Origin of the sequence: Rhodococcus sp. ZPP (genome assembly GCF_017656075.1) — a bacterium.
Classification (GTDB): Bacteria; Actinomycetota; Actinomycetes; order Mycobacteriales; family Mycobacteriaceae; genus Rhodococcus_F; species Rhodococcus_F oxybenzonivorans.
In genome coordinates, this window is the sequence record NZ_CP058638.1 from 3,705,424 (window position 1) to 3,723,689 (window position 18,266).

The following is an 18,266-nucleotide window of genomic DNA, read 5'->3' on the forward strand; positions in this document are numbered from 1 at the left end:
ACCCACCGCATCACCGTCCGTGCCTGTGCCAGTGCAGTGATCGGGTTTCTGATCGGTGCGGACAGCCATCGTCCGGTGAGGAAGAGGAAACAAGCGACGAGGGCGTGGAGCATCGGGAGGGCAACTCTCCGTTGGCGGTCGGGAACGGGCAATCGGGCGCCCCGCACCGGTGTGATGCGGGGCGCCCGACACGGGGCGGATCAGATACGGGGGCGGATCAACTGAGGTGGTGTACTTCCTGCAAGCCGTAGACCGGCGTCGGGATCTTCTCGTACCGTGCCTTGATCTGGAGGGCGAGATACAGGGAGTAATGCCGCGACTGATGCAGATTGCCGCCGTGGAACCACAGAGCTTCCTGCTGCGTCGGCTTCCACATGTTGCGCTGCTCGCCCTCCCAGGGTCCGGGGTCCTTGGTGGTGTCGGAGCCGAGGCCCCAGCACTTGCCGACCTTGTCGGCCACTTCCTGGCCCATGAGGTCCGCGGCCCACCCGTTCATGGAACCGTAGCCGGTGGCGTAGACGACCAGGTCGGCCGGCAGTTCCGTTCCGTCGCGCAGGACCACGGCGGTTTCGGTGAGTCGATCGACCTGTCCGGAGACGAGGTGGATGCTGCCGTCGGCGACGAGTTCGGAGGCGCCGACGTCGATGTAGTAGCCGGACCCGCGGCGCAGGTACTTCATGAACAGGCCGGAGCCGTCGTCCCCGAAGTCGAGCTTGAATCCGGCCTTTTCGAGCCGGTCGTAGAACTCCTTGTCTCGTTCGGCGATCTTCTGATAGATCGGGATCTGAAACTCGTGCATGATCTTGTACGGCAACGACGCGAACGTCAGATCGGCCTTCTCCGTGGTCATGCCCGCCGCGAGGGCCCGCTCCGAGTAGAGGTCGCCGAGGCCGAGATCCATGAGAGATTCCGATTTCACGATGTGCGTGGACGAACGCTGCAGCATCGTGACATCGGCGCCGTTCTCGTAGAGCGCCTTGCAGATGTCGTGGGCCGAGTTGTTGGAGCCCACGACGACGACGCGCTTACCCGCGTAGGCGTCCGGACCCGGGTGCTGACTCGAGTGGTGCTGCTCGCCCTTGAAGATGTCCTGGCCCGGGAACGTCGGGACGCTGGGTTTGCCCGACATGCCGGTGGCCAGCACCAGCTGTTTCGGGTGGAGCACGACCTCCTCACCGGCACGGTCGAGGACGACGGTCCATTCCTTGGTCTCCTCGTCGAACCTGGCGGAGGTGCAGGTGGTGGACGCCCAGTACGGGATCTCCATCACCTTCGTGTACATCTCGAGCCAGTCGCCGATCTTGTCCTTCGGGGCGAACACCGGCCAGTTGTCGGGGAACGGCATGTAGGGCAGGTGGTCGTACCAGACGGGGTCGTGCAGGCACAGCGACTTGTACCGGTTACGCCACTGGTCGCCGGGGCGCTCGTTCTTGTCCACCACGATGGCAGGCACACCCAGCTGACGCATGCGGGCACCGAGCGCAATGCCGCCCTGACCGCCGCCGATGATGAGCACGTAGGGCTGCTGCGTGTAGCCGAGTTCCTTCTCCTCGAGCTCGCGCCTTTCGGCCCAGCTCAGGGTGTCTCCGCCGGCGCCGTGGACCGCGCCCTTCACACGCTTCGTTCCGCGGGGCTCCTCGTGTCCCTTCAGTTCCTGCATGGTGGTGAGCAACGTCCACGCCTCGTCGCCCTTGAGCCGCAGGTGGCCCTTTCCGCGGCTCGTGGCGGTCTCGAACGTGATCCATGCGGAGGTGACACCGTCGGCTTCTACGGGGGTCTCGCTGGTGCGGAAGTTCGTCGGCTCGGTGTCGTCGAGTCGCGCCTGCAGCATTGCGGCGACGCCGTCGCGTCCCTCGACCGTCTTGAGGTTCCAGGTGAATGCCACCAGATCCCGCCAGAAGCTGTCGACCGCGAACATGCCCGCAGCGCGTTCGATGTCCCGCGCAGCGAGAGCCGCTTCGAAATCAGCCAACCACAGGTCGACCCGTTCCTGAGGCGTCGAGAATGTCTGGACCGCGGGCGGCTGGACAGTCTGTGTCATGGACCTCTCCTTCTCTCTGTTGTGACTCACAGCACACTCCGTTCGGAGCGGGGGCAACAGCGTTGCAGCGTGTTGCAATCACGACCCGGCCACGGAGGGCGCCCACCGCCGCAGACCGAAGGACTGGAACCCGACGACGTACAGCAGGGTCCACAGCACCAGCCAGTCGAGGAACCCGAGTGCGTTGCCATGCAGGTCACCGGCGACCACGGGCTCGTGGAGAACGTGCTCGGCGGCGAACCGGTAGTAGATGAGGAAGGTGACAACGGCGAGTCCGAAGGTGAGCGCAGCCCGCAGCAGTAGATTTCTGCCGTCACCGAAACGGGTGGGCCGGTTGCCGAACGCGTTGGCCCAGAAGATCATCCAGAACGCCCAGCACACTCCGAGCTGAGCCGGGAACTGATGGATGGCATCGCCCAGTTCGGCGGTGGCCACGCTGCCGACGAGAATCTCGACCAGCGGAACCATCACGAAGTAGATCGCAGTTCCGAGGACGACGTTGCCGACCGTCGAGGCAAGGGCCACCGCTCGGGGATTGCGCTCACCGCCGAAGATGCGCCACGGCCAGTTGTCCAGCGTCTGCCCCGTCAAGATCACGGAGACGACGATCGAATAGAACCATCCGAGGACTGTGTCGACGGACATCAGCGGGTCCGTCGCCGACAGCGAGACGGAGGGCAATCCGAGAACCAGATACAGCGCCAGCGTCGGGACGGCGATGAAGGCGATCTCGCACAGGCCGACCAGTGGTTGACGCAGTCCCAGTGTGGTCCACGGCCAGTGTTTCCAATTCAGGACGGCCATCACCCATGTCCCGAAGCCGAAGAGCACGAACAGGGCCCCGGCAAAGTACCCAAGCCCGTCGGCGCGGTCCGCGGCGAAGTCGGGGAACAACCGGCCGAGTCCGTTCGCGAGGAGCCACGTGACCGCCACCGCGAACACTGCCGTCGTGCCGAGGATTGCGATCCCTCGCGTCGGTTGGCCCAGCCGGTCGAAGCCGGCGAACTCACAGTTGAAGCCCATGAAGACAACGAACAGGATCGCCCAGAACAGTGCCGCATTGAAGGGAAGCGGGTAGAAGTTCCACGGACTGGTCTGCGGATCTGCGAGCAGATACCAGGTAGCGAGTGTTACAGCCGTGACAACGGCGAGGTTGGCCAGACCGAACACCGCCCAGGACGGCGATCTTTTCGGTGGCGCGCTTGTCGAGGACGGGCTCAGGGTTGCCGTCATGTCGTGCTCCTTCGTCGGAAATGCGTGCAATGTCGCGGCAACTATGAGCTGGATCACACAGAACGCGGCAGGGTTGCGGGCAGTAGCCGCTGCAACGCGCTGCAACCCTTCCGGCCTGTGGGCCAGGTCACATACAACTCAGTGCATACCGGCAGGGTGCCGGAACGACGGGAGTGAACGATGCGCGCAGCTGTGTACTACGGCCCGAACAAGGTGAAGATCGCCGACGTGCCCGAACCCCAGGCCGGGCCGGGGCAGGTAAAGGTGAAGGTCGGCTTCAACGGCATCTGCGGAACCGACCTGCACGAGTACTACGCCGGGCCGATCTTCATCCCCACCGAGCCGCACGCCTTGACCGGACAGCAGATGCCGCTGGTCCTCGGTCACGAGTTCTCGGGGACGGTCACGGAGGTCGGCAAGGGCGTCACCGGCACATCGGTGGGCGACCGGGTCGCGATCGAACCGATCTACCGCTGCGGGCACTGCGCCCCGTGTGCGGCCGGGAACTACAACATCTGCCAGCAGATCGGATTCCACGGTCTGATGTCGGACGGCGGCATGGCCGAGTACACGGTGGTGCCGGCCGACATGGTCCACCCGCTGCCGGACAATGTGTCGCTCGAGCTCGGCGCCCTCGTCGAACCGATGTCCGTTGCCTATCACGCAGCGACCCTGGGCGAGGTCCGTCCGGGTGACACCGCGATGGTTTTCGGCGCCGGACCCATCGGAATCGGTCTGTGGTTCGCGTTGCGCGGCAAGGGGCTCGACGACGTCCTCGTCGTCGAACCGTCACCGACCCGCCGCGCCGCGATCGAGGCGCTGGGGGCGAAGACCCTCGATCCCACTGCAGTGGACGTTCCCGATTATGTCCGCGACACCACCGAGGGCCGCGGAGCCGACGCCGCCTACGACGCCGCGGGTGTGCAGCCGTCCGTCGAAACCGCACTTGCCTGCGTGGGCGCACGTAAGCCCATGGTCAGTGTCGCAATTTACGAAAAGCCTCTCGAGACACCACTCTTGAATCTGGTGATGAACGAGTCGCGCATTCAGGGTTCGCTGTGTTACACGTCGGCTGACTACGAGGCAGTTATCGCCCTGATGGCGGAAGGCAAGTACGACACCACGGGATGGGTGAGCGCCATCGCCCTCGACAGCGTGGTCGAAGACGGCTTCGAAGCCCTACACGCCGGCACCAAGATGAAGGTGCTCGTGGACCCGTCGCGGTGACCTCCACACGACGCGGTGCTTCTCGACGCCGTGCCGCCGAACCGGCGGTCGGTGCGGGAGAAGATCCAGCGGGGTATGCGCGGATTCTCGCGGCCGTGTACGAGGCCACGATGTCCGGAGACAAATCCCCTGCACGGCCCCGGGAAGTGGTGGACGATTCGTGGCGCCGGCTCAGGGGGCTGGGCATCGACCCCGAGTCGGCGCCGCCTACGCCGCGGATCCCGCCGTCGAGACTGGACACGCGCCGCCGCGAATCCGGGCTCGTCGACGTGCTCGACCACCTCGTTCACGGGTTGGACGCGGTGGTCGACGGCGGCGACAATATTCTCGTCGTCACCGATCACCACGGGGTTGTGTTGTGGCGCAGGGGATCATCGTCGGCACTCGGTCGGGCCGATCGGCTCGGCTTCGTCGAGGGCGCAACCTGGGCGGAGGAGAGCGTCGGTACCAACGGGATCGGCACCGCGCTCGCCTCACGCAGACCCGTACAGATCTTCTCGGCCGAGCATTACGTGCGCAGTCATCACGCCTGGACCTGCGCCGGAGCCCCTATTCGCGATCCCCGGACGGGCCGTGTCCTCGGTGTCGTCGACGTCAGCGGTCCCGTGGGCACCGTGCACCCGGCCACACTCGCACTCGTCGACGCGGTCGCGCGCCTCGCCGAATCGTATCTGCGAGAGACACACCGGGAGCACCTCGACCGGCTGCGGGCTGTCGCGGCGCCGATGCTGTCACGAATGTCCGGTCCCGCCTTGGCAGTCGACAGTGACGGATGGACGGCCGCGATCGAGTCGTCGCCGTTCCGTCCGCGACTGCTGTTGCCCGACGACATGACCCCGGGACGTGCGTGGATGCCCGACCTCGGCTCGTGTGACGTCGAACCGCTTCCCGGTGGGTGGTTGGTGCGCCCGGTCGGGAACTCGGACCGCGAGGCAACGCCGCGGACGCTCGTGCGGCTCGACCTCACTCGGCCGCAACACCCGATCGTGCACGTGCACAGCTCCTTCGGGTCCTGGGCGCACGAGCCGACACCCCGACACGCGGAGATCCTCTTTCTCCTCACCCGGAGTCGCGACGGCCGCACGGCCGCGCAGTTGGCCGACGACCTGTTCGGCGACAGCGGTCGTGCGATGACGGTGCGAGCGGAGATGTCGCGTCTGCGTCGGCACTTTCCCGGAATCGTTCTGGGACAGCCCTATCGGTTCGACGAGGCCGCGACGCTGGACGTGCGCCTACCCGACGACCGTACCCGGCTGTTGCCGCATTCGGTGTCGCCGGCAGTAGTGGCAGCCCGCAACCCCCTGTGAGTACTTATTAACCGCCGCAGGTTAATAAGTACTCACAGGGGTGGTGATCTAGCGGTACACCAGCCCGCCGTCGATCAGGCCCGCCTGCCCGGTCATGTAGTCCGAATCAGGCCCCGCCAGATAGGAGACGTAGGCCGCGACGTCCTCAGGCGTCTGGGCACGCCCGAGAGCGATACCGCCGACGAACTTCTCGAACGTCGCACCCTTCGGAGCGCCGGTGAGGGCCGCGAACCGCTCGTCGATGGTGACCCACATGTCGGTACCGACGACACCGGGACAGTACGCGTTGACGGTGATGCCGTCGGCCGCATACTCCTTGGCCGCCGCCTGCGTCAGCCCGCGGACCGCGAACTTCGTCGCCGAGTAGACGCCGAGCATCGCGAAGCCCTCATGACCGGCGATCGACGATGCGTTGATGATCTTGCCGCCATGCCCCCGCGCCCGAAACTTGGCTGCCGCGACCTGAATACCCCACAACACGCCCTCGACGTTGACCGCGAGAATTCGCGACACTTCCTCGGGCTGCACCTCTGCGAGGGGATTCACCTGCGCGATTCCCGCATTGTTGACGATGATGTCGAAGCCGTCCAATTCGTGCTCGGCCTGATCGACAGCGGACTGGACTTGGCTTCGGTCGGTCACATCGGCAACTACGGATATCGCCTTCGAACCCACGGCGCGGATCTCATCGGCCACCGCGTGCAGACGGCCGCCGTTGACATCGACGAGTGCGACGTCTGCGCCGTCCGCTGCTAAACGCAACGCGATTGCCCGCCCGATACCCTGCCCTGCTCCTGTGACCAGAGCGACTTTGCCTTCGATACTCATCCCTGAGCTCCTCTCGATAGTGATCGTCCTCACAGAGAAGGCAAGCACTGTCGATTGTGGGCACTCAAGGGTTGCACGCCGTAGCGCGCGAAGGAGTGACGACGAGTCAGCTGTCTCGCCGAACGGAGAGGGCGCGTGCCGGTCGGTTCTCGCGGTAGGCGCCGCCTCGGAGGACGAGTGGAGCGGGGCCGATGTCCGATGCGCTGTGCAAACGTGCACTGCCGTCGGCCGACCGATCGGCCGGGGCGGGGGTGATGTCACCGCGGACGGCCCGCGCCATGGTGGTGGCCTCGCCGATGGCGAACGCGATGGGAATGACAACGACAACGGATGCGACGGCAGCGGCTGCGTCGAATGCGAGGCGCGTTACTGCGAGTGCACCATTGACTGTGTCGCGCACGCCCATGAAAGCTTCCTTCGCTATTGGTCGCTGTGGAGCACACGACCTCGCCGGGAATTGCATTGCGCCGTGCAGGTTACGATTGATCTTGCACTACTTGCGAGTACCAAACCGTCCAGTTTTCTTTTCTGCCCACGCGATACACCATCAGTGGAGGCCGAACGACATGGAACACTCGCCCGACACCGTGAAGCCCCCGTGGTACCTGCCGTGGGTCAACAAGGTGATCATCGGTCTGCATCACCTGGGGATCGCCATGCCGATGCCGACGCTCACCGTTCCCGGGCGAAAGAGCGGTAAGCCGCGGTCGACGCCGGTGTCACCGTACGAGGTAGACGGCTCGAGGTACGTGGTCGCCGGATATGCCCGATCGGATTGGGCAAGAAATGCGGAGGCGGCAGGCCGTGGAACGTTGACCCGCGGCCGTCACAGCGAGCAGGTGCGGCTCGTGGCCCTGCCGGTGTCCGAGCGGGGACCGATCCTGCGAGAATTTCCGGCCAGAATGCCTCATGGCGTCTCGATGTTCTTGAAGGCCGGAACGGTCGAGAATGCGTCGCCGGAAGCGTTCGAAGCCGCCGCGCCCCAGTGCGCCGTCTTCCGGATCGAGCCACTCGGCTAAAAGAGCAGCGACAACGCACGAAGCCGCCGGACCCCCGGGACGCCGTTTATTGCCCTATCTCGCGTCTCCGCCGCCGAAACCGTGTGCCGAGGACGAACGCTTCGGCAGTGTCCAAAGCTGTACATGCGGCCCGTCGGCTGGTCCTCGGCCGTGCGCTGCGCAGCGAACGCCTCGGCGAGCAGTCGCTGTCCAAGCGCTAGCGCTGCCGATCTTCGCGTCCGACCCACTGTCGTCCGTGGCGTATGCGACCCAGGAAATTCTGCTGATCCTGTCGCTCGGTGGGCTTGCGTACCTCTACCTCACGCCGTACCTGGGTGCAGCGGTGGTGGTGCTCCTCGCGGTGTTTGTGCTCTCCTACCGGCAGGTGGTCTTCGCGTACCCCAGCGGCGGCGGATCCTACGACGTCGCCAACCGCAACCCCCGGAAGGTGATCACCATTTACATTCCCGAATACGTCGGGCACTGGTGGGAAAACCTTCTGCACAATCAGAGCGCACTACGCCTCGAGGGCCGATTGCTATACACGCCCGGTGTGATCGTGACCAGCATCCCTTGGTTGCTGGACTCCGCCCAACGCATCCGCGACCCGGCACCGCTTCCCGCGCCTGGCGACATCCGCCGCGGCGCTCTCCCCGCGAAGTCATCACCACCCGACATCCGGAAGTGAGTCATCTTTCTGCCGGTCAGCATGTTCACCGACACAGGAGCGGGGTACTCAGGGGACGTCCCATTCGGATCGATCAGCGACATGAGGATTGTCGCGAAACTTGGTGAATGTCATGAACATCGTTCACAACACCGTTCGGGTGGTCTCCGGAGCCGGTGACGCTGCAACGGCCACTCTCGGTGCGATCGGTGGTGCCGCGATCGGTAGCGTCGTCGGCACTGTCAAGGGGGTCGGGGAGGGGGCAGTCGAGGGCGCTCGTCGAGGCAGCCATTCCACTCCAGCAGCCGTCATGACGATGGGGGCGGTCGCGCTGACCGGCGTGGTGGAGTGGCCTCTCGTTGCGGCGGCCGGCGGTACCGCCCTGTTACTCCACCAGCTCAAGCCCGGCCAAGGAAAAGCTGAGGCACCGGCGGAGCCCGGCACGGCAGGCGACACGACTCCGGGACGCCCGAAAACGGCGACTGAGGCGCCGGCGGCCGGCGGCGCTGCACGAACTGCCACGTCGAAGCGTCAGCGCAGCGCGCTGCCCGCCAGCCACTGATCCCAGGGCACGCTCCAGTCACCGTTCTGCCATTGCTCCAGGGGGGCGCCGCCGGTGTTGCGCACCTCGACGATGTCGCCGGGGCGGGAGAAGTCGTAGAACCAGCGGGCGTTCTCGGGGCTGAGGTTCAGGCATCCGTGCGAGACGTTGGTGTTGCCCTGAGCCCAGATGGTGTCCGCGAGTTCGTGGAGGTAGATGCCGTCGGTGCTGATCCGGGTTGCGAAGTTGATCGACTCCTTGTAGCCGAGTCGGGAGTTCACCGGCAGCCCATAGGTGGAGGAATCCATCACCACCGGGTTGGCCTTGTCGATCACGGTGTAGATGCCCGGCTGGGTCCAGAACGTCAGGGTCTGGCCGCCGACGACTTCACTTCCGCCCATGCCCATCGACGTCGGCATGGTGCGGACCACCTCGCCGTTGTCGGTGACGGTGATCTGTTTGGTGGTGTCGTCGGCCACGGAAATGTGGGCGTCTCCGATGGTGAAGGAGGTGGTCGCGTCCTCCTGACCGAACAGACCCTCACCGAGAGGTTTTCCGTATACATTCGCGCGGACGGTGACTTTCGTGCCGGGTTCGTAATAGTTCTGCGGGCGCCAGTGCACATTCTGATCGTCCGCCCAATACCAGGAGCCGGACACCGGCGGCGTCGTTTCGACGCTCAGTGCCCGTTCGGCGGCTGCGCGGTCGGTGATCGGCTCGTCGAAATGGGTGACGATCACGATGCCGACGCCGAAGGTGCCGCCGTCGGTGAGGAGGTTGCCACCGGTCGTCAGGAACGAGGGTTTGGTCTGGTTGCCGGGCCGCACGGTGGTGAATGTGCTCGTTCGATCGCTACGGGCGCCGTCATCGCCGACCGCGGTGATCACCAGGGTGTAGGTCTTGCCGTAGCCGAGGGGTACGCCCGGCTTCCATGACACGCGGTCCGGGGTGAAGATGCCGTCGATGACCCGGCCCTCGTCGTTGGTCATCCTGACCGACTCGAGAGTGCCACCCGTGGCGTCTACCGACACCGGATCGAGCGGTTTCACCGCCGCCACCCCGTCGGCCGGGACCACGGTGATCTGCGGCCCTGCCGACGGTTGCGCACTGGTGGGCGCGGACGGTGCGGAGGTGGAGCCACAGGCGGTGAGAAACGCGGTGCACAGCACCAGAGTCAGAAGTGCGGCCAGACAGTGGGAACGGTGATTGCGCATGACGGCGGCCCCCTCGATCCGTGTGGGTTGTGCAGACTAAACCTATCTCGCCGCTCTGCCGGGCGTGGTGCAGTTTCCTCCGCGGGATTCTTCTCGGTGCACACTGGTGACATGGCGCGTGTGCACACCGGTGAGTCGGTTCTGGCCCGGGCGGTGCGGATCGTGGAATCGTTCCACTCGGATGATTCCCTGCTGACGGTGTCGGAGATAGCTCGCAGATCGGGCTTGCACCTGTCCACCACCTCGCGGTTGATCGACGAGCTGGTCGGGTGCGGCTGGCTCGAGCGGGAGAATCGCCGGGTGCGGATCGGGGTGCGGCTGTGGGAGGTGGCCTCCCGGGCATCGCCGACTCTCGGACTGAGGGAGGCGGCGATGCCTTTCATGGAAGACCTGCACTCGGTGGTCGGACAACACACACAGCTGGGAGTGCTCGAGGGCGACGAGGTGCTGTTCATCGAGCGACTCAGTGCGCCCGGTGCCGTGGTCAACTACACCCGCATCGCCGGTCGCATGCCCCTGCACGCGTCGTCGTCGGGCCTGGTTCTGCTCGCGCACGGGCCGGCCGAACTACAGGAGCGGATTCTGCGCGAGCCGTTGAAGGTGTTCACCGACAAGACGATCCGCACCGAGCGTCAGTTGCGAACCGCGCTGGCCGATGTGCGCAAGCACGGCTACATCCTGTGTGCGGGTTACATCTACCCCAACACGACTGGTGTCGCGGTTCCTATCCGAGACCCGTCCGGTCGGGTTCTTGCCGCGCTGTCGGTCGTGGTGCCCAACGAGCAGGCCTACGCGCAGATCCCGGCCCTCAAGGCGGCGGCACGGGGAATCTCGCGAGTGATGGCAGACACCGTTCACGCACCGTAGTGACCGGGCTGACAGATTTACTTTCAACTATTGAAAGTGGTGTGGTGCCGATATCCGGCTGTCGATGATCCTCGACGGACAGCCAGATCGAGGAGTGCCAGATGCCGGAAAATGTGATCGCCCCCAGTGCCGCGGTGGACGCGACCCTGCAAGTCGTCGCGAAAGCGGAGGTAGCGCAAGACGTTGTCGCGCTGACGCTGCGGCACCCGGCGGGCCGACGGTTGCCGGACTGGGCACCGGGCGCCCACATCGATGTCATGCTGCCCTCGGGTGCGACCCGCCAGTACTCGTTGTGCGGCGACCGATGGGACGCCTACACCTATCGGGTGGGGGTATTGCGCGAGCAGGACGGACGAGGAGGGTCTGCCTTCATCCACGATCGGCTCGCAGTGGGTGATCTCGTCGGTACCGGCGGTCCCCGCAACAACTTCCGGCTGGTTCCCGCGCCGAGGTACCTGTTCGTCGCCGGCGGCATCGGTATCACGCCGCTCATCCCGATGATCCACCAGGCGGACCTTCTGGGGATCGACTGGCAACTGCTCTACGGTGGACGTACCCGTGGATCGATGGCGTTCCTCGAGGAACTCGAGTCCTACGGTGAGCGCGTCGTCGTCGCACCCCACGACGAGGTTGGTCGTCTCGACCTTCCGTCCTGGATCGGCGCGCTGTCCGGCACCGATGCGAAAGTTTACGTCTGCGGGCCGTCGCCTCTCCTCGCAGCCGCCGAATTACTCTGCGCCGGTTGGCCTGCCGGGAAGTTGCGCACGGAACGGTTCGTGCCCGAGCAACGTGGCGCACCGGTTCGGGACGAACCCTTCGAGGTGGAACTGGCCCGTTCCGGCTCGGTGGTCACGGTGACACCGGGTGCCAGTGTGCTCGATGCCGTGCAGGCAACAGGCGTCAACGTTCTGTCCTCCTGCCGTGAGGGCACCTGCGGAACCTGTGAGACCACCGTCCTCGCGGGCGAACCCGATCATCGCGATTCCATCCTCGACGACGAGGAGCGGTCCGCCGCCGACTGCATGTTCATCTGCGTGTCCCGGTCCTGCTCCGACCGCCTCGTGCTCGACCTCTGACTACCAGCGAAGGACTTTTACCGTGACGATGTTCGCCCCTGCCCCCACCCTGCCCGTCAGCGACGTCGACCCGTTCGCACTGGGTGTCCTGGAAGATCCGTTGCCGTTTCAGGCGCATCTGCGTGATGCCGGCCCCGTCGTCTACCTGAGCCGGTACGACGTGTTCGCGATGGGGCGCTACGAACAGGTCCACACTGCTCTGACCGACTGGCAGTCGTTCCAGTCTGCCGCCGGTGTCGGGTTGACCAACTTCCGGTACGAGCAGCCGTGGCGGCCACCGAGCCTTCTGCTCGAAGCGGATCCCCCGCACCACGACGCACCACGGGCCGTGCTGAGCAAGATTCTCGGACCGCGCGCACTGCAGAAACTGCGCGCAGCGTGGTTCGCCGACGCGGAAGTGCTGGTCGACCGGCTACTCGAGTCCACAGAGTTCGATGCGGTCACCGATCTGGCCGCTGCGTTCCCGCTCCGAGTCTTTCCCGACGCGGTGGGACTTCCCGAGGAGGGCCGCGACAACTTGCTGCCCTACGGGGACCACGCGTTCAATGCGTTCGGTCCCGTCAACAGTTTGGTGGAGCGGGGTGCACCCCGAGTGGCCGAACTGTCGGACTGGGTCGCTGACCGATGCCGCCGCGAGGTACTCGCTGACGACGGGTTCGGAGCGCAGATCTGGGCGGCTTCCGATCGCGGTGACATCACGTATGAGCAGGCACCGCTCGTGGTTCGCTCCCTCTTGACGGCGGGCGTCGACACCACGGTCAACGGGCTCGCCGCCGTCCTCTACGCGTTCGCGCGACACCCCGACCAGTGGGCGCTGCTGCGGCAGAACGCCGCTCTGGCGCGCACCGCTTTCGACGAGGCGGTGCGGTGGGAGTCGCCGGTCCAGACGTTCTTCCGCACCGCCACCGGCGACATCGACATTGCGGGCACCGTCGTCCCGGACGGCAAGAAAATCCTGATGTTCCTGGGTGCCGCCAACCGGGACCCTCGCCGATGGGACAACCCGGACGCCTTCGATCTCACCCGAAACCCCTCCGGGCACGTCGGATTCGGAATGGGCATTCATCAATGTGTCGGTCAGCACGTGGCAAGGCTCGAATCCGAGGCGCTGTTGACAGCGCTGGCGTCTCGAGTGGAGTCGATCGACATCGTGGGCCCGGTTCGACGCCACCTCAACAACACGTTGCGTTCCTGGAAGTCCTTGCCGGTACGCGTCACGACCGTGCAGCGCTGAGCTGCCGAGAAAAGGGAGAGATCAGATGACGTTCGACTTGCGTGAGCGTATCGACCATAGTCCGATGACGCGGTACCAGTGGGGAGCGGTCGCGATCTGCGTGTTACTCAACGTCCTCGACGGCTTCGATGTGCTGGTAATGGCATTCACAGCGCAGTCGGTGTCGAAGGAATGGGCGCTATCAGGTTCTGTCCTCGGCCTCCTGCTCAGCGCCGGGTTGTTCGGTATGGCGGCGGGATCGCTGTTCCTCGCGCCCTGGGCGGACACCATCGGCAGGCGGGCGATGATCCTGCTGTGCCTGCTGCTGGCGTCCACGGGAATGCTGCTGTCCGCGATCAGCCAGAGCGCGATGCAACTCGGGCTGCTGCGCGCACTGACCGGCATCGGCATCGGCGGAATCTTGGCCAGCAGCAACGTGATCGCGAGTGAGTACGCCTCGACGCGGTGGCGCGGTCTGGCGGTGAGCCTCAACTCGACCGGTTACGCCATCGGTGCCACCCTCGGCGGCATCATTGCGGTGGTCCTGCAGACGTCCTACGGGTGGCGGTCGGTGTTCCTGTTCGGTGGATTGTGTACTGCCGCCATCATTCCCGTCGTCTACCTGCGGTTGCCCGAATCGATCGACTTCCTCCTCGAACGCCGCCCGGCCAAGGCCCTCGAGCGCATCAACGCCTTCGCCGCGAAGGTCGGTCAGGACAGCCTGACCGTGTTGCCGGCGCCCAGGGTCAAGGACGCCGCCGACGGCGGATCGAAGATGCGGGCGTTGCTCGCACCGCAGCAGCGCCGCAACACCTTGCTGGTGTGGTCGGCGTTCTTCATGGCGATGTTCGGGTTCTACTTCGTCACCAGTTGGACCCCCAAGCTGCTGGTCGAGGCCGGTATGTCGGCGAATCAGGGCGTGACCGGCGGCGTGCTACTCAACCTCGGGGGCATTTTCGGTGCCACTCTGCTCGGGGCGTTGTCGGCTCGGTTCGCACTGAAGCGGGTGCTGTTCGCCTACATGCTCGTCGCGGGTGTGCTGCTCACCGTGTTCGTGCCCACCACCGCGACCATCGTGCTCGCCTTCGCCCTCGGTGCTCTCATCGGTGTGTTCGTCAACGGGTGTATCGCGGGCCTGTACGCGATCACCCCCTCGGTGTATGCCCCCGCGGTCCGAGCCACGGGCGTCGGGTGGGGTATCGGTATCGGCAGGATCGGAGCGATCGCGTCACCCATCGTTGCGGGGGCCCTCCTCGATCTGCACTGGTCCCCGGCTCAGCTCTACGTACTTGTCGCCGTGTCCTTCGGTCTCGCCGCGTTGGCGGTCTCGCGCCTGCGCGTGGAGCGCACCGAGGTGCACACCACCGCGACCACGGAGGTATCGCTGACCACACACTGAGTCAGCGGCGCGGGAGCGGAGTGTCCAACGACATTTTCACGGAGTTTGGGTCGCGGCCCGAGCACGCAGTGGGTATCTTGAGATCAGCCGGACGGTGGCGTCGTCTCCGAGGGGTCGACGTCATCGCTCCAGTGAAAGGTTTGTGAGCTAAGCAGCCAGCTCGACGTTGGTGCATCTGCACTGATCACGAGAGGTGGGTCGCACGGTGGACAAGTTGACCCCGTTCTACGCCGATGTGCAATCCCACTATGACCTCTCCGACGAGTTCTTCGCCCTGTTCCTCGATCCCACTCGTACCTACAGCTGTGCGTATTTCGAACGTGACGAGATGAGTCTCGAAGAGGCGCAGATCGCCAAAGTCGACCTTGCGTTGGGTAAGTGCGATCTGCGACCGAGTATGACGCTGCTGGACGTGGGGTGTGGCTGGGGGTCCACCATGCTGCGGGCGATCGACCGGTACCAGGTGAACGTCATCGGGTTGACGTTGAGCCGTAACCAGTTCGAGCACGTGAACGAGGAATTCTCGCGGCTGCCCCTCGGAGATCTCACGGCGGAGGTGCGCCTCGAGGGCTGGGAAGATTTCGACGAGCCGGTAGACCGGATCGTCAGTATCGGTGCTTTCGAACACTTCCGGCGTGAACGCTACGACATCTTCTTCCAGCGATGCCGGAAGATGCTGCCCGAAGATGGTCGAATGTTGCTGCACACCATCACTCAGATCAACCGCCACCGCATCCGAGAGCTGGGCTTGCCCATCAATCGTGAGGTTCTACTCTTCGGACAGTTCATTCAGCACGAGATCTTCCCGGGGGGTCAACTGCCGGAACCGGAGTGGGTGGTGGCAGGTGCGGAGAAGGCCGGATTTCGGGTGGAGCGGATACAGCCGCTGCAGCAGCATTACGCGCGGACGCTCGATTCGTGGGCCACCGCCCTGGCCGAGCACCGCGAGGAGGCGATCGTCGCCGCCTCGGAGCAGACCTATGACACCTACATGAAGTACCTGAGCGGCTGCGCGAATTACTTCCGCGACGGCTACATCGACGTCATGCAGTTCAGCCTCGCCTTATGACAGCCGAATTGACTGTGAGCGACCAGGTTGCGGCACTGGTCGGGCACACCTATCGAATGCCGGGTTACTACGAGGTCGGCCGCGAGAAAATCCGCGAGTTCGCCGATGCCGTGCACGACGATCACCCGGCACACCACCTCGAGGAGGATGCCGCGGAACTCGGCTATCGAACGTTGATCGCACCGATCACGTTCACGTCGATCCTGGGTTCCATTGTCCAACAGCATCTTTTCACCGAATTCGTGACGGTCTACGATTTGAGTCAGGTTCTGCACACCGACCAGCGCATCGTGGTACACAGACCTGTTCGGGTGGGAGACCAGCTTTACTGCGAGTCGACTCTCGAGTCGTTCCGGGAGTCGCACGGACAAGATGTCCTGGTGTTTCGAAACGAGATCACCGATGGTGACGGCGGCGCCGTGCAGACATCCTGGACGACGATGACCGCCCGTAGCGGCGGTGTGATCGACGAGGCACTCGCCGGCGTCGTCGCCGATGTCACTCGCCGCCGTGCGCCGCGAAGGTACTGACGTCGGCCCTGGCCCAGTCGTCCGGGGAATGATCAACCCGGACCATAGCGGCCGACGAGTTCACCGCCGATCCGTGCGAGTTCGGATTGCACCGACGATGGGTCCAGAACTTCGACCATGGCACCCCACCCGGCGAGGTTGCGGGCGATGTCCAACGGGGTGGGTGCGGCGAGGCGAACGCGGACGCGGCCGTCGTCGAGCTCGGCGTCGGTGTGGCAGTGGCGGCCGAAGTGGTCACGGAGTATGGGCACGAACCGCGCTTCGATGAGGACGGTGGCCCACGTGCGTGACCGCTTCTCCTCCATTTGCCCGACGATTCGCTCCCACGCGGTGGCGAGCGCAAAGCCGTCCGGCCGCTCGGCCGGGTGGTCGGTGGGCTCGCTGGCCACGATGCGGTCGACGCGGAAGGTGCGCTGCCCCTTGTCGGTTCCAGCGAGCAGGTACCACGTGTCATCTTTGTCGACCAGCCCCCACGGGTCGACGAGCCGCTCGGATTGCTGTCGGGCGCTGTTGCTGTACGTCAGTCGTACCTTGCGTCGGCGGATCACGGCATCCTGCAGAAGGTTGACCATCTCAGGTCGGCGGCGGTCCCGCTCCCCCCACCGGGTGGGGTCGATCATCGTGGCGCTGGCAGCGGCCTCAGCGTCGGCCCGGAAGGTCTGAGGAAGGGCTCGCACGAGTTTGCGCATCGCCGCTTTCGCCTCGTCCGAGACGGCCGCGGCCGGACCGACCAGCAGAAACAGGGCCTGCGCTTCCGTTGCCGAGAGGCCGCTCAGATCGGTGCGCGCGCCACCGACGAGTGACCAACCACCTCCGCGGCCGGGTTGGGGATAGACCGGGATGCCCGCCACCGACAAGGCCTCGAGGTCGCGGCGGGCAGTGGCGACGGACACTTCGAGTTCCTCGGCGAGCTCGGCGGCGGTCACGCGGCCACGCGACTGAATGAGTAGAAGGGTGGCGACGAGGCGGTCTGCGCGCATAGGTGAAGTCTCCTCCAGAAAGTGCTCACTTGGTGAGCACTTTGGGGCGGAAGATGGTTCTTGTCACTCACCGATGGAAGGAACCACACATGTTGCGAGGACTCACCACCGTCAACTTCTTCGCGGACGACCTTTCGGCTGCACGGGACTGGTACACCGAACTGCTGGGCATCGAGCCGTACTTCGCGCGCGAGGTGCAGGGAGCGCCCGCGTATATCGAATTCCGGTTCGGCGACTACCAGCACGAGTTGGGCATCATCGATCGTCGATTCGCGGCGGAGAGCCGGACCGGTGAGGCAGGGGCGGGAATGACCTACTGGGCGGTGGACGACGTCGAGGCCGCCTTCGAACGGTTGCTGTCCCTGGGCGCCGTCGTGCATGCCAAGCCGGTCGAGCACGGACCCGGATTCGTCACCGCTTCCGTCGTCGACCCGTTCGGCAACGTCCTCGGCGTGATGTACAACCAGCACTACCTCGACGTCCTCGGATCCCGGACGGGAGCCTGAGGTGAGCACCGTGTCCGCGAGTACGTCCGCCGAATGGCGGGACTGGCTCACACAGAACTGTCGGTCCGAGAAGGAAGTGTGGCTCGTCCTCCACCACAAGGACAGTGGCACCGCGAGCGTGCTCTACGCGGAGGCGATCGAGCAGGCGCTGTGCTTCGGCTGGATCGACGGTGTGCACCGCAAGCACGATGCGCACAGTTCGCGGCTGCGATTCACTCCGCGCACCGAGCGGAGTTCCTGGAGCCGGGTGAATCGTGAGCGTGCGGCGAGAATGATCGAGCTCGGTCTGATGACAGAGCAGGGTCAGGCGATGATCGACCTGGCCATGGCCAAGGGAACGTGGCAGGTGCTGCCGGACGACGAGAGTGTCCCGGACGACCTGCGCATGTTGCTCGATCGAAATGAAGACGCACGCAACAACTTCGAAGTCTTTCCGCCGTCGTCGCGGCGGCTGATCCTGGAGTGGATCGCGAAGGCGAAGAGGCCGGACACCAGGCAGCGTCGGATCGAGCGAACGGTCGCGCTCGCCGAGGTGAACGTCCGCGCCAACCATCCGAAAACACGGTGATC

18 protein-coding genes and 1 pseudogene are annotated in these 18,266 nt (G+C 65.2%); 13 read left to right on the forward strand and 6 right to left on the reverse strand.

Annotation, left to right across the window (positions count from 1 at the left end):
* Positions 1 to 217: 217 nt before the first annotated feature.
* Both HYG77_RS17565 and HYG77_RS17570 read right to left on the reverse strand, forming a co-directional pair.
* Entirely contained in the window at positions 218 to 2,041 is a 1,824-nt protein-coding gene (locus HYG77_RS17565; protein ID WP_208960052.1) for an NAD(P)/FAD-dependent oxidoreductase, read from the reverse strand.
* A gap of 78 nt (positions 2,042 to 2,119) precedes the next feature.
* Positions 2,120 to 3,274, reverse strand: coding sequence for a hypothetical protein (locus HYG77_RS17570; RefSeq protein ID WP_208960053.1), 1,155 nt, complete (start codon positions 3,272 to 3,274; stop codon positions 2,120 to 2,122).
* A 180-nt stretch (positions 3,275 to 3,454) separates the two neighbouring features.
* On the opposite strand from HYG77_RS17570, the gene HYG77_RS17575 reads away from it, so the two are divergent.
* On the forward strand, positions 3,455 to 4,501 hold the full coding sequence (locus HYG77_RS17575; RefSeq protein ID WP_208960054.1) for a 2,3-butanediol dehydrogenase: 1,047 nt from the start codon (positions 3,455 to 3,457) through the stop codon (positions 4,499 to 4,501).
* Positions 4,498 to 5,808, forward strand: a complete 1,311-nt coding sequence (locus tag HYG77_RS17580) for a GAF domain-containing protein (RefSeq protein WP_244372924.1) — start codon at positions 4,498 to 4,500, stop codon at positions 5,806 to 5,808. Before HYG77_RS17575 ends, HYG77_RS17580 begins: the two co-directional genes overlap by 4 nt.
* A gap of 48 nt (positions 5,809 to 5,856) precedes the next feature.
* Here HYG77_RS17580 and HYG77_RS17585 read toward each other — a convergent pair whose 3' ends face one another.
* Both HYG77_RS17585 and HYG77_RS17590 read right to left on the reverse strand, forming a co-directional pair.
* Positions 5,857 to 6,636 carry an acetoin reductase gene (locus HYG77_RS17585; protein ID WP_208960056.1) on the reverse strand — a complete coding sequence of 260 codons (780 nt, stop codon included), beginning with the start codon at positions 6,634 to 6,636 and terminating at the stop codon, positions 5,857 to 5,859.
* A 106-nt stretch (positions 6,637 to 6,742) separates the two neighbouring features.
* Positions 6,743 to 7,042, reverse strand: coding sequence for a hypothetical protein (locus HYG77_RS17590; protein WP_208963587.1), 300 nt, complete (start codon positions 7,040 to 7,042; stop codon positions 6,743 to 6,745).
* A 160-nt stretch (positions 7,043 to 7,202) separates the two neighbouring features.
* Here HYG77_RS17590 and HYG77_RS17595 point away from each other — a divergent pair, with 160 nt between their 5' ends.
* The 3 genes and pseudogenes from HYG77_RS17595 to HYG77_RS17605 all read left to right on the forward strand — a co-directional run bounded on the left by HYG77_RS17595 (position 7,203) and on the right by HYG77_RS17605 (position 8,863).
* A complete protein-coding gene (locus tag HYG77_RS17595; protein ID WP_109334397.1) occupies positions 7,203 to 7,655 on the forward strand; it encodes a nitroreductase family deazaflavin-dependent oxidoreductase in 453 nt (150 codons plus the stop codon).
* Between the two features lie 107 nt (positions 7,656 to 7,762).
* Positions 7,763 to 8,073, forward strand: a pseudogene (locus tag HYG77_RS17600) (DNA-binding protein); the annotation flags it as partial.
* A gap of 361 nt (positions 8,074 to 8,434) precedes the next feature.
* Entirely contained in the window at positions 8,435 to 8,863 is a 429-nt protein-coding gene (locus HYG77_RS17605) for a hypothetical protein (RefSeq protein ID WP_208960057.1), read from the forward strand.
* Here HYG77_RS17605 and HYG77_RS17610 read toward each other — a convergent pair.
* Positions 8,833 to 10,056 carry an Ig-like domain-containing protein gene (locus tag HYG77_RS17610; RefSeq protein ID WP_208960058.1) on the reverse strand — a complete coding sequence of 408 codons (1,224 nt, stop codon included), beginning with the start codon at positions 10,054 to 10,056 and terminating at the stop codon, positions 8,833 to 8,835. The two genes, HYG77_RS17605 and HYG77_RS17610, sit on opposite strands and share 31 nt — an antisense overlap.
* Positions 10,057 to 10,167: 111 nt before the next feature.
* Between HYG77_RS17610 and HYG77_RS17615 the strand changes: the two genes are divergently transcribed.
* The 6 genes from HYG77_RS17615 (at position 10,168) to hadA (ending at position 16,210) form a co-directional block, all read left to right on the forward strand.
* Entirely contained in the window at positions 10,168 to 10,923 is a 756-nt protein-coding gene (locus HYG77_RS17615; protein WP_208960059.1) for an IclR family transcriptional regulator, read from the forward strand.
* 101 nt (positions 10,924 to 11,024) lie between these two features.
* Positions 11,025 to 11,999, forward strand: coding sequence for a PDR/VanB family oxidoreductase (locus HYG77_RS17620; protein WP_208960060.1), 975 nt, complete (start codon positions 11,025 to 11,027; stop codon positions 11,997 to 11,999).
* Between the two features lie 28 nt (positions 12,000 to 12,027).
* Positions 12,028 to 13,233, forward strand: a complete 1,206-nt coding sequence (locus HYG77_RS17625) for a cytochrome P450 (protein ID WP_208963428.1) — start codon at positions 12,028 to 12,030, stop codon at positions 13,231 to 13,233.
* 25 nt (positions 13,234 to 13,258) lie between these two features.
* The gene (locus HYG77_RS17630) at positions 13,259 to 14,611 is read left to right on the forward strand and encodes an MFS transporter (protein ID WP_208960061.1); all 1,353 of its coding nucleotides are present in this window, start codon (positions 13,259 to 13,261) and stop codon (positions 14,609 to 14,611) included.
* Positions 14,612 to 14,816: 205 nt separating this feature from the next.
* Positions 14,817 to 15,680, forward strand: a complete 864-nt coding sequence (locus tag HYG77_RS17635; RefSeq protein ID WP_208960062.1) for a cyclopropane mycolic acid synthase family methyltransferase — start codon at positions 14,817 to 14,819, stop codon at positions 15,678 to 15,680.
* A complete protein-coding gene (hadA, locus tag HYG77_RS17640) occupies positions 15,677 to 16,210 on the forward strand; it encodes a (3R)-hydroxyacyl-ACP dehydratase subunit HadA (RefSeq protein WP_109334385.1) in 534 nt (177 codons plus the stop codon). The genes HYG77_RS17635 and hadA overlap by 4 nt, the downstream gene beginning before the upstream one ends.
* A 32-nt stretch (positions 16,211 to 16,242) precedes the next feature.
* On the opposite strand, the gene HYG77_RS17645 is transcribed toward hadA, so the two are convergent.
* Positions 16,243 to 17,190 (reverse strand): YafY family protein, encoded by a 948-nt coding sequence (locus HYG77_RS17645; RefSeq protein WP_208960063.1) that lies wholly within the window; start codon positions 17,188 to 17,190, stop codon positions 16,243 to 16,245.
* A gap of 89 nt (positions 17,191 to 17,279) precedes the next feature.
* Between HYG77_RS17645 and HYG77_RS17650 the strand changes: the two genes are divergently transcribed.
* Both HYG77_RS17650 and HYG77_RS17655 read left to right on the forward strand, forming a co-directional pair.
* Positions 17,280 to 17,696, forward strand: a complete 417-nt coding sequence (locus HYG77_RS17650) for a VOC family protein (protein ID WP_208960064.1) — start codon at positions 17,280 to 17,282, stop codon at positions 17,694 to 17,696.
* 1 nt (position 17,697) lies between these two features.
* Positions 17,698 to 18,264 carry a YdeI/OmpD-associated family protein gene (locus HYG77_RS17655; protein WP_208960065.1) on the forward strand — a complete coding sequence of 189 codons (567 nt, stop codon included), beginning with the start codon at positions 17,698 to 17,700 and terminating at the stop codon, positions 18,262 to 18,264.
* Positions 18,265 to 18,266 lie beyond the last annotated feature (2 nt).